Annotated in this window: 10 protein-coding genes and 3 pseudogenes; 10 read left to right on the top strand and 3 right to left on the bottom strand. The window is 35.8% G+C overall.

Translation table 11 applies throughout. The annotated features are described in order from the left end of the window. Positions 1 to 8 precede the first annotated feature (8 nt). The 9 genes and pseudogenes from MKY45_RS20120 to MKY45_RS20080 all read left to right on the top strand — a co-directional run bounded on the left by MKY45_RS20120 (position 9) and on the right by MKY45_RS20080 (position 8,201). Positions 9 to 521, top strand: a complete 513-nt coding sequence (locus MKY45_RS20120; protein WP_256705160.1) for a TRAP transporter small permease — start codon at positions 9 to 11, stop codon at positions 519 to 521. Positions 522 to 554: 33 nt separating this feature from the next. Beyond that, entirely contained in the window at positions 555 to 1,946 is a 1,392-nt protein-coding gene (locus MKY45_RS20115; protein ID WP_341173322.1) for a four-carbon acid sugar kinase family protein, read from the top strand. Positions 1,947 to 1,970: 24 nt separating this feature from the next. After that, entirely contained in the window at positions 1,971 to 2,261 is a 291-nt protein-coding gene (locus MKY45_RS20110; protein WP_341173321.1) for a class II aldolase/adducin family protein, read from the top strand. A gap of 32 nt (positions 2,262 to 2,293) precedes the next feature. Beyond that, a pseudogene (locus MKY45_RS20105) lies at positions 2,294 to 2,494 on the top strand (class II aldolase/adducin family protein); the annotation flags it as partial. 300 nt (positions 2,495 to 2,794) lie between these two features. Beyond that, positions 2,795 to 3,106 carry a PTS sugar transporter subunit IIB gene (locus tag MKY45_RS20100; RefSeq protein WP_256705157.1) on the top strand — a complete coding sequence of 104 codons (312 nt, stop codon included), beginning with the start codon at positions 2,795 to 2,797 and terminating at the stop codon, positions 3,104 to 3,106. Positions 3,107 to 3,109: 3 nt separating this feature from the next. Beyond that, positions 3,110 to 4,351 (top strand): PTS sugar transporter subunit IIC, encoded by a 1,242-nt coding sequence (locus tag MKY45_RS20095; protein ID WP_256705156.1) that lies wholly within the window; start codon positions 3,110 to 3,112, stop codon positions 4,349 to 4,351. Positions 4,352 to 4,370: 19 nt separating this feature from the next. Further along, entirely contained in the window at positions 4,371 to 4,715 is a 345-nt protein-coding gene (locus MKY45_RS20090; RefSeq protein WP_256705155.1) for a PTS lactose/cellobiose transporter subunit IIA, read from the top strand. Positions 4,716 to 4,726: 11 nt separating this feature from the next. Then, a complete protein-coding gene (locus tag MKY45_RS20085; protein ID WP_256705154.1) occupies positions 4,727 to 6,172 on the top strand; it encodes a glycoside hydrolase family 1 protein in 1,446 nt (481 codons plus the stop codon). Positions 6,173 to 6,245: 73 nt separating this feature from the next. Then, positions 6,246 to 8,201, top strand: coding sequence for a BglG family transcription antiterminator (locus MKY45_RS20080; RefSeq protein WP_341173320.1), 1,956 nt, complete (start codon positions 6,246 to 6,248; stop codon positions 8,199 to 8,201). Positions 8,202 to 8,337: 136 nt separating this feature from the next. Here the strand turns inward: MKY45_RS20080 and MKY45_RS23340 are convergent. From MKY45_RS23340 to tnpA, 3 genes and pseudogenes are all read right to left on the bottom strand, one after another. Continuing rightward, a pseudogene (locus MKY45_RS23340) lies at positions 8,338 to 8,771 on the bottom strand (transposase); the annotation flags it as partial. A 219-nt stretch (positions 8,772 to 8,990) separates the two neighbouring features. Beyond that, positions 8,991 to 9,226: pseudogene (locus MKY45_RS20075) on the bottom strand (IS66 family transposase); the annotation flags it as partial. Then, complete coding sequence (gene tnpA, locus MKY45_RS23335) at positions 9,202 to 9,462, bottom strand: IS66 family insertion sequence element accessory protein TnpA (RefSeq protein ID WP_417629147.1); 261 nt, start codon at positions 9,460 to 9,462, stop codon at positions 9,202 to 9,204. The gene tnpA and the pseudogene MKY45_RS20075, both read right to left, overlap by 25 nt. 460 nt (positions 9,463 to 9,922) lie before the next feature. On the opposite strand from tnpA, the gene MKY45_RS20070 reads away from it, so the two are divergent. Then, positions 9,923 to 11,215: an ABC transporter substrate-binding protein gene (locus MKY45_RS20070; RefSeq protein WP_256705151.1), complete on the top strand. Its 1,293-nt coding sequence runs from the start codon at positions 9,923 to 9,925 to the stop codon at positions 11,213 to 11,215. Positions 11,216 to 11,249 lie beyond the last annotated feature (34 nt).

Raw genomic sequence — 11,249 nt, 5'->3', positions numbered from 1 at the left:
GGAACTACATGTTGATTTCAAAGGTAAGTAAAGGCTTGGACAGACTGTGCATGCTCTTGTTAGTTGTAATTACAGCAGTGATGACAGGCAGCCTGGTCATCATGATTTTTGGAAGGAATTTCTTTAACACGTCCTTTGCATCCTTGGAAGAAATTTCAAGATATACGTTTGTATGGCTGACCTTTATCGGTGCAGCGATTGCTTTTAAACGAAAAGAGCATATGGGGATGGACTTTATCGTCAGTAAATTAAGAGGGAAAGCAGCAAAATATGTGGAAGCCCTGCAGGATATTTTTGCGCTGATTCTATTTGCTTTATTTATCTATTATGGATCCGAGTTAGCGGTACTTAATATGAATGTAGTCAGCCTGCAATCAGGGATTCCCATGGGGTACGTCTATTTCATCATTCCGATATCCGGTTTCATTATGGCAGTACATGCCGTAGATCATATGATAAAAAGAGCGAATAAGAAAGATAGTCATTATGAGATAGTAAATAATGAAGCATCTTCTATATAGGAGATAGTATATTCCTGATGGAGGGATTGACAAATGCAGTTAGAAGAAAGACTCTTAAGCTTCTATGGAGATGATTTTACCGGTTCAACCGATGCGATGGAAGCATTGACACTTAGCGGTTTACGAACTATTTTATTTTTGGAACCGCCTACCAAAGAATTGCTTGATGAAAAGTTTGCAGATGTACCATGTATCGGAGTTGCCGGGACCAGCCGAACAATGAGCCCAGAGCAGATGGAGAAAGATTTGAAGCCAATATTAAAACAAATCCAAGAACTCGGTGCATCGATTAATCATTATAAAATATGCTCTACCTTTGATTCTTCCCCGACGGTGGGGAATATAGGGAAGGTACTGGAAATGATTTTAGAAATAAATCATACACAAGACTTTGTCCCTATCATTGCAGGAGCAACACCATTACAGCGCTATACCGTGTTCGGCAATCATTTTGCCAGCATGGATAGTAAAACGTTTCGTCTGGATGAGCACCCTGTGATGTCGAGGCATCCAATTACACCGATGCAGGAAGCAGATTTAATCAAACATTTGAGTAAACAAACGAGTTATCCGATTGATTTGGTAGATGTTTTATCCATGGATGATCATTTTACCGAGCTTGAAGCAACGGTGGAGCGAATCGTTACAAAGCAAAAACCAAAGGGACTTCTATTTGATATGCTGACAAGCAATCATTTAACGAAAATAGGAAAGTTTATTTACGAAGAATCGAAAGAGAAGCCACTATTTGTCATAGGCTCCTCTGGGGTGGAATATGCGTTGACGAATTATTGGAGTTCTATGCAGGGCCTGAAGAAACAGGAAGCTAACGTGGATAAGATAAATAAGACAGAAAAAGAGCAGGTACTGGTTGTTTCAGGAAGCTGTTCTCCAATTACTTCTGAACAGATTAAACATGCTTTAGACAATGGGTTCACTGGTCTAAAGGTTTCTCCTGTTAGATTGATTGATCCAAAAACAAGTTCATCTTATTTTCATGATCTTATGAATACAGTTACGGAATTGATTAATGCGGGGGAGAACGTCATCGTTTACTCAGCACTTGGATCGGATGATTCATCGATTGAGGAAACAAGAGAATACCTGCAATCTATCGGAGCAGAACCTACCAGCAGCGGACAGCTGCTAGGCGAGCAGTTTGGAAAATTAATAAAAAAGACAGTAGAAAATACATCCTTAAACCGCATCGTCATTGCCGGAGGAGACACATCAAGCTATGCGACACAGGAAATGCGTATTTATGCATTAGAAATGATACGCAGTGTCGCTCCAGGTGCGCCTCTTTGTAAAACGTATTCAAATACGCAACGATTTGACGGATTAGAGATTGCCTTAAAGGGAGGCCAGTTGGGTCAAGTCGATTACTTTTCTAAAGTGCATCTGGGAAGCAGCGTAACTGTATAGAGGAGATGATTGGAGGGAGGATTAATGGATATAGAATCAAAAATCATTCATACCGGAAATGAATTACTGCAGAAGCATCTCACATGGGGAAATTCTGGAAATATGAGTGTCCGCAACAACGAAAATCAAATGATTATAACTGGTTCAGGGACAAATATGGGCAATCTGACAGAAGGTGATTGTGTTCTTGTTAATATCGAAACGCAGGAATGGGAAGGGACAAGGAAGCCTTCTAAGGAAATACCAATGCATCGCGCAATATATAGGAATCGGCCTGATGAGTCGGATATTTTCATCCGGGCAGTACAGCTTTAGGAGAAAAAGTTGGAGAAGCAGCTAAGAAGGCGAATATTCTATTTTTGAAAAATCATGGGATTATTGTTTTTGATGATAGTGTGGAAGAAGCGGTGATGCGGTTGGAAACGCTGGAGTTTACTTGTCGGATGATGGTGATGGCTAAGGCTTCGGGTGTGGCATTGAGCGTGTTGCCGGAAGAGGTTGTGGAGGACTTTTTGGAGAATTCGGGGTATAAGAAGAGAGATAAGTAATGAAAAGGAGCTATTCATTCTAGTGATTTTTGGCCGGGTTGGGTAGCAGGGGGGGGATGAAGTATGAGAAGGCGGATTAGGGTTTGTTTTAGTTGATGGGTAGGAAAAAAATTTTTTAAGACACCTGGATTGAAGAGATTTGATTCAGGTGTTTTTGCTATGGAGAGAAAAGAAATACATAGTGGTCTGAATTCATTTCATATTCAAGTTATTTTCCTATCACTAGGAAAAATATAAGTTTGTAAGCGAATTCAGGTAGATATAAGATAAAAGTAAGAAAAGAGAAAGGGGAGGTTAATTATGAAAAATATATTTTTAGTTTGTGGTTCTGGAGCTTCAAGTGGATTTATGGCAGCTAAAATGCGGAAAGCTGCAAAGAAAAAGGGAGAAGAGGTAACTGTTAAAGCTGCAAGTGAATCTCAATTAGATAATGTAATTGACCAAATAGATTATCTATTAATTGGACCTCATTTGGCATATAAAGAGGACGAAATTAAAGAGAAAACAAAAGGGAAAAACGTTAAGGTTGCCATCATTCCTCAAATAATCTATGGATCATTAGATGGAGAGAAGGCTTTGGATTTAGTTCTCAGTTTGGAAGAGAGTGAATAAATAATGATGGAAAAAATAATGAACTTTATGAGTAATAAATTTGCCCCTCGAGTAAATAGGATTGTTGCAAATCCGTGGGTGTCTGCTATTCAAAGTTCAATGCTTACTGGTTTGCCATTAGTATTTGTAGGCTCTTTAATTACTATTATTTCTATATTAAATAATTTCTTTGAATGGATGCCCGACTTGTCATTAATGAGTACATTCTCGTTTGGAATGTTTGGCTTAATTATTGCTTTTTTTATTCCCTATTTTGTGATGGAGAATAAAGGTCATTCTAATAATAAACTGGTTTCTGGAGCAACATCATTAGTTTTATATTTATTGCTTTTGTTCCCGGAAATTAATGATGGGCAAATTACATTTAGCTTGTCACGCTTTGGTATTGAAGGAATGCTGGTAGCTCTTGTTACAGGTTTATTTGTGGCAGTTATAATGAATTTCATGGCATCAAAATCATTTTTTGATGAAGATTCCGCTATTCCTGATTTTGTAGTTAGCTGGTTTGATAATCTTCTACCAATTACATTTATTCTTTTTGTTGGCTGGTTGGCTACAATTCAATTTGGGATAGATTTATTCCAAGTTATCCAAGCTATTTTTCAACCAATTGCTGGTATTGTTTCAACATATCCTGGGTTTGTTTTATCCGTGTTTATTCCAGTATTTTTATACTCATTTGGGATTTCAGCATGGGCAGTTTTCCCAGTATTTTATCCGATGTACATGGCAAACTTGGCAGATAATATGGATGCTGTAGCAAGTGGTGGAGTTGCAACTAATATTGCTACCCAAGAAACACTATATGCTTTAATTTCTATCGGAGGGGTAGGTACAACATTAGCGTTAGCAATAATGATGGCATTCATAAGTAAATCACAACAATTAAAGGCGATTGGTAAGGCAGTGATTGTTCCATCTGTTTTTAATATTAACGAACCAGTGGTATTTGGAGCACCAATTGCATTTAATCCATACTTAATGGTTCCTATGTGGATAAATGGTTTACTTGTTCCAACTATTGTATACGGAATTATGGCTTGGGGCTGGGTCGCTGTTCCTTCGTCAACTTTCTTGTTGTGGTATATGCCTTATCCGATTGCTTCCTATTTTGCTACGCAAGATGTAATGGCAATATTCTGGTGTATTGTGATATTGATCATAACGTGGGCCGTATACTATCCATTCTTTAAAGTATATGACAACTCTTTACTAGTAAAAGAGAAGGAAGAAAATAATCAATAATAAAGGGAGAAATTTGGTTATGTCAGAAAATGATTATAATGAAGAAATTGATGAGTTAACGCAAGTATCTATGAATATCTTAATGCATGCTGGAAATGCACGTGATAATTTAGTTAAAGCGTTTGAAAGCATTCATAATGAAAATTTTGAGGAAGCAAAAGACTCTTTAAAAAAAGCTAGGGAAGAAATTACAACTTCTCACGGAATTCAAACGAATACTTTACAAAAAGAAGCATCAGGAGAACAAATTAGATATTCAACGTTATTTGCTCACGCACAAGATACAATGATGACTGCGCAAAGTGAAATATTGATTGCCGAAAATTTATTGAAAATTTTCGAGAAAATAATGAAAAAAATTTAGGAGGTTTTATAGTGTTAAAAAATTATCAGATACCAAAAGATTTTCTATGGGGTGGAGCGATTGCAGCAAATCAAGCAGAAGGTGCGCATGATAAAGGAGGAAAAGGAAAGAGTATAGCAGATGTCCATAAATATTACCCTAATAAATCTAATTCAGAGATTCAAATGGAACAACAGAATGGTATGACAGTATCTCAAATTGAAGATAATTTGGCTGATAAAGAAGGTTATTATCCTAAAAGGCATGGTATCGACTTTTACCATACGTATTATGACGATTTAGCGCTACTCGCTGAAATGGGATTTAAAAATTTTAGAACTTCCATTGATTGGACAAGAATCTTCCCTACAGGTGAGGAGGAAGAGCCGAATGAAGAAGGACTTAAATTCTACGATAAGCTGATTGATAGAATTATTGAATTAGGTATGGAACCAATTATTTCAATATTACACTATGAAACACCAATTAATATATCTTTAAAATATGGTGGTTGGCACAATCGGAAAGTGGCAGATTTGTTTTATAAATACGGTAAAGTAGTATTGGATCGTTATAAAGACAAAGTGAAATATTGGATTGTTATTAATCAAATTAATTTAGTTGGTTTTGAGCCATTTAATTCTACGGCGATACCTTACGATGCCGTTGATGATTATGAAGAAGCAACATTTCAAGCAATTCATAACCAATTTGTTGCCAGTGCAAAGTTGAAAAAATATGCTGAAGTTGTTAATCCTGAAATGCAGATTGGGACAATGGTTTCTGATGTAACTGTTTATCCAGCTTCATCTAAACCAGATGATGTTGAGCTGGCATTTAAGAAAAATCGTATGGAGTATTATTATACGGATGTGCAGTTTTTTGGAGAGTATCCTCAATATGCATTAAATTATTTTAAAGAGAATAATATTCATATCGATATAACTGAAGAAGATAAACAAATATTAAAAGAAAACACAATGGATTATTTAGCGATTTCTTATTACTATACAGACACAGCGGATGCTTCGAAAAATACACTGAAGCAAACATCAACAACTCCTAACCCTAATGTAGAATCAAGTCCATGGGGATGGGCAATTGATCCGCAGGGATTGTATATTTCTCTTTCAACTTACTGGGATCGTTATAAAAAACCGCTCATGATAGCTGAAAATGGTTTAGGTATGTACGATGAGATGGAAGATGGGAAGATTCATGATGATTACCGAATTGAATATCTTTCTGCTCATTTATCTGCCATGAAGGAAGCAATGTATGATGGAGCTGATATCTTTGCGTATTGTGCCTGGGGCCCAATTGACATTGTAAGTTGTTCATCTGCTCAAATGAATAAACGTTATGGGTTTATACATGTAGATTTGGATAACGAAGGTAAGGGTTCAGGAAAAAGGATGAAGAAAGATAGCTTTGACTGGTATAAAAAAGTGATTGAAACGAATGGAGCAGAGTTATAATAAATTGTAAAATAAAAGTAGGTTATTGTTTTCAATAATCTGCTTTTATTTAATTCAAGGAGATTGAATGAAAGTGAATAAAAAGCAGAGAGAATTATTGGATATATTGAGCGAAAAAAATGATGAGTGGGTTAATTCTAAAGATCTGGCAGAATACTTTAATTGTTCAACTCGAACAATTAGAAACTATGTTTCAACAATTAACAGCGAATTATCGCATGTAATTGAATCAAGTAATATTGGTTATAAACTTAATAAAAATGCTCTGCACAAAGATCAACAGAATTTAAGTGAATCGAAGTTAAAACTCAATGACCGTAAATCAAGAATATTCTTAGAAATGCTTAAAAATTCATCTAGTGGAATTGATTTGTTTGAACTAAGTGAAAAACTATTTATTTCAGAATCGACGTTAAAAAATGATATTCAAGAGTTGAAACAAAGTCTTCCATCACAAACTCTTAAAATTACAATTAAAGGTGATTTAGTAAAACTTGAAGGATCGGAGCATTCAAAAAGAAAATATATGGTAGATCTATTATATGATGAGGGTAATTCTGTTTATGATGAACTAAAATCAAGTATTGAACAAATGATAGAAGATATATCTTTAGATGAGATTAAGAATATTATTCGCTCTACCTTATCAAACCTTAATATATTTATTAATCAGTACTCTCTTAATAACATTGTCTTACATTTTGCAATCAGCATGGAGAGAATTCGGCAAGGATACATTTTAACAGAAAATGATCAAGACATATTAAAAGATAATTTGGATAAACAAGAACTCACATTGACAAACGAAATAACGAAAGTTTTAGCTAGAAAGTATGGTATTCATTTTCCAGAATCAGAGATATATAAATTAGCTTTACAATTTGTTGGATTATATGATAAGTCATTAATTGAAAACAATAATGAACAACAGGTAGAAGCTTATGTTGATAGTACCATTTTATCCGTATTAAGAGATGTACTGCGCAGAGCGGAAGATATATATTTAATTGACTTTGAGGATAATGATTTTATCAATAAGTTAGCCATACATTTACAAGGATTATTCTATAGATCACAGTTTCAAAAATTTAATAGAAATAGTAATTTGCTTGATATTAAAATCAGCTACCCAATTATTTATGATATATCAGTTTATATTGCTTCATTAATTCAGGAAAAAATTGATATTACATTTAATGAAGATGAGATTTCGTTCATCGCGCTTCATATAGGTTCTCTCCTTGAAAAAGAAAAGGCTATTGATAAGAATTATATTAGGATATTATTGATTGCTAATGATTACCATGGTATAAGAGACCAAATAACAAAAAAATTAAAAAATCGTTTAGGGTCTTCTGTGCAAATTCAATCAGTCTCTGATTATAATGATAATCAATTCTTTCATTATGATTTATTAGTAACGACGGACAGGAAAGTGGCGACTACTTATGAAGGTTCTGTGTTTATTAAGCCATTTCTTACAGATAGAGATTTAATTAAAATTGAAAAACGAGTTGATGTAAAGAAAAAACAACATCAGAAAGTTTTAATAGATAAGCTTATAAAAAGATTCTTTAGTGAAAGCCTTTACTTTAATCAAATTGATCCTTCAGGATTGATGGTTTCAGATATCATAAAACATATGAATCAAATGATGATAGCAGAAGGATATGTTGGTGAGAACTTTTATTATAGTGTGCAGCGGAGAGAGAAGATGTCTCCAACAAGTTTTCCATCGGGAATTGCTGTGCCTCATTCCGTTGAGCTGGATGCACTAAAGAGCGGGATATCCATATTAACATTACAGGAACCAATCATATGGTCTGATCAAGAAATTAAAGTAGTTGCACTGGTTGCGATTAATAAGAAGGAATCAAAAAAGTTTAATAAATTTTTTGAGCTCTTTATTGAAATTGTATCCGAATCATACAATGTTGAACAACTAAGAAAATCGGAAAATTGTGATGAATTTATTACAAAGCTTAAAATGATGGCAGATGAATTGATTGATAAGAACATTTTAATTTAAAAAATGAGGGTGAGGATAAAAATAAAACCAACTGTTATCGGGCAGCCTTTCCTTTAGTGTCAAATTAATATTATTTTAGTAGGGAGACTCTCCAATAAATGTTTAAATTATCTGTTCATGCACTACGTAAAACCTACGTGATTTTAAAACTTCCATATCTTTTTTTGGATGCGATAAATATACGTTTGATTTGAGCTATCAGTTTTTTTTGCGTTTGGATTGATCGCTGACAAGGCGATCAATCCACTCATAATAGCCGCTCTTGGAAACACCTGACACATCTTCTTTACACGAAATTCGTGACGGTGTCGTTGGATAAATACATAGATTATTCCGGCTTATTGGCGAAGATGGACCATAGCCTTTTTTAGAATAGCTACCATCTTTTCCAAATCACGAATTCGTTTACCTTTGTTTATCCAGCTTGATTATCAGGACTGCGATTCCTACAAAGCTGTTCTCTTGGTACGCTTTATACTTCGTTCCCCATTTTTACAGCGTCTATGGAACTAAAGCTAATTCTCTTGCGACTTCGGCTGCTTACCTTCCATGTTCCACTACCAGTTTCACTGCGTATAATTACCATCCTAGTTCGATGAAAGCTGTAGAAGTAACCCCGATAGATGGTAAATACGCACTATTTAATAGAACTCGAATTGGATGGTTCATAATATCTGTCATCATTTGACACCGAACTCCCCAAAATGGATACGTCTGATAAAGAAAAAGTTAGCTCACCTCTTACCTTGGTCACCGACACTTCCTGAGGAATGTCGCATTCCCAATCCATCCGTTTTCCTCGGCTGTCTCTACAACACTATAGATAATGGCACTAGCTTTAGCTAATTTAGCGGTATTGCTAAATAACCAGTTTTTTTGCGACCGATCACGAATGGTTTGATCAATCGCTCTCCCCGGTTGTTATCTATTTCGAGACGACCATCCTTCATAAATGCTTCTAAATGATCCCATTGGTTACGACAATATTTAATAGCCTGACTTAGGGCATTTTTAGGCAGTACACGTGCTGTTTGTCGCAAAGCCATATCCGTACCAGGGCGTACTTCGACAGAAAGAGTGTCAAAATAGATGAATACAGGCGCTGACTGGAGAGGATAAACGGAATCATTCCTCCATATGGACTGGTGTCCATTATTCTTTCATCATGTGTAGGCGCAACATCTTTTTCATACTTTCGAATCCAATAATACATTTGACTCGCTTTAATACCTTGTTCTCGACACCATGCGGCAACTTGCATTTCACTAGCTTTCTATGCATCTTATCTTGTTTTCCATTTTATTCTTTTTTCTTTGTCATCGTATAACCTCTGAATTATTTTCTATGAAGATTATCTCATGCGTGATTTATAACTTATAGGTGGGAGGGATTTAACGCTTACTTTTAAATTAATTTAAAAGAAGATTAATAATTGTTTACAATACCTTTATTCCTTATTAATAATTGAACGTTACAATCAGTAGTGAAAATGAAATAAACAATCTGTGCAGCCAGTTGTGTAGTCTAAAAACATATAGATAGAGTTATTAATAGTATACATAATACATTTTGATTCGTTTTTAATGGCTAAGTGTTAATTAATTGGCGAGCAAATGGAGGGGATTTCTTGTTAATCTTTGTTAAAAATATGGTGCTTTAAGTCAAATAAGAACTTATCTCTTTTGGAAGGAATACAAAACAAAATGAACGGAGGAAAGTAAATGAAACGGTGGTTGCAGATAGCTTTATTTATCATTCTTATATCTTTCCTTACTGCATGTAATAGTGAAGCTGCAGGAAATGAAAGTAACGAAGATGGAAAAACAGTTATTGAGTATTGGCATGTTAACGCGGAAACACAAGGAGGACAAACTGTCGCAGAGCTTGTGGAAGAATTTAATGCCCAAAGTGATACTGTAGAGGTTGTCGCTAAATATAATCCGGATATGTATAAAGGCTTGATGCAGAATATGCAAGCTGAAGCTGCTGCAGGTAATTCTCCAGCTGTTGTACAAATCGGGTGGGCTTTTATGGATTATTTCTCTGAAAATTTCGAGTATATACCTCCGCAACATGTAATTGAGGAACATTTTCCAGATGACGCAACATTTTTGGAAGATCATTTCCTGCCAAATGTAATGGATCTTGCGAAGAATTCAGATGGAGAACAGGTTGGTATTCCTTATTCTCTCAGTACACCCGTTTTGTATATTAATAAAGATATGCTAAGAGAAGCAGGACTGGATGAAGATGGTCCACAGACATGGGAAGAGGTAAAGGAATTTTCTAAAGTGATTAAGGAGGAAACAGGAAATTACGGACTTTATTTTCAAGAACCTGCTGATAACTGGGCAACACAAGCCTTACTTGAAAGTAATGGGGCATCGTTTATTGAGGATGGCCAAGCAGCATTTGCATCCGAAGAAGGAATCGAAGCATATCAGTTCCTTACAGATATGATTGTAGAAGATGAGACGGCATTGCATATAGGCTGGGATCAGGGTGTGCAGAGCTTTATTGATGGGAGTGTAGCAATGACTTATACAACGATTGCGCAGCGCTCCAATATTCAGGATAATGCACAGTTTGATGTCGCAGCAGTAGAATCACCTGCATGGGAAGGAAAGGAAGTAAGGCTTCCTGCTGGAGGAGCGATGCTGGCTATTACTGCTCAAGAGGAAGAGGAACAAAAAGCTGCGTGGGAGTTTATGAGTTATCTATATAGCGTAGAAGCAATGGCTGAATGGACGAAAGGGACAGGCTATGTACCGCCACGCCATGATGTAGCGGAAGCAGAAAATGGGTTAAAAACTTATTTAGAAGAAAATGAAATGATGACTCCTGCAATCAATCAGATGGATGGGGTGGTTCCTTGGGCTTCTTTCCCTGGTAATGCTGGATTACAAGCAGAGCAAATGCTGCTTGACTTGCGGGAACAGCTATTAGAAGGGAGCATTTCTCCAGAAGAAGGATTGAAAACAACACAAGATGAAATCAATGCTTTACTGCCATAACTATGTAAAAGGGCTTCGGAAGAGGGGCAACCTT

The sequence above is a fragment of the Oceanobacillus sp. FSL K6-0251 genome, from assembly GCF_038004725.1.
GTDB lineage: Bacteria > Bacillota > Bacilli > Bacillales > Amphibacillaceae > Oceanobacillus > Oceanobacillus oncorhynchi.
The sequence above is the reverse complement of the archived record's forward strand: the minus strand, read 5'-3'. Positions and strand labels throughout refer to the sequence as shown.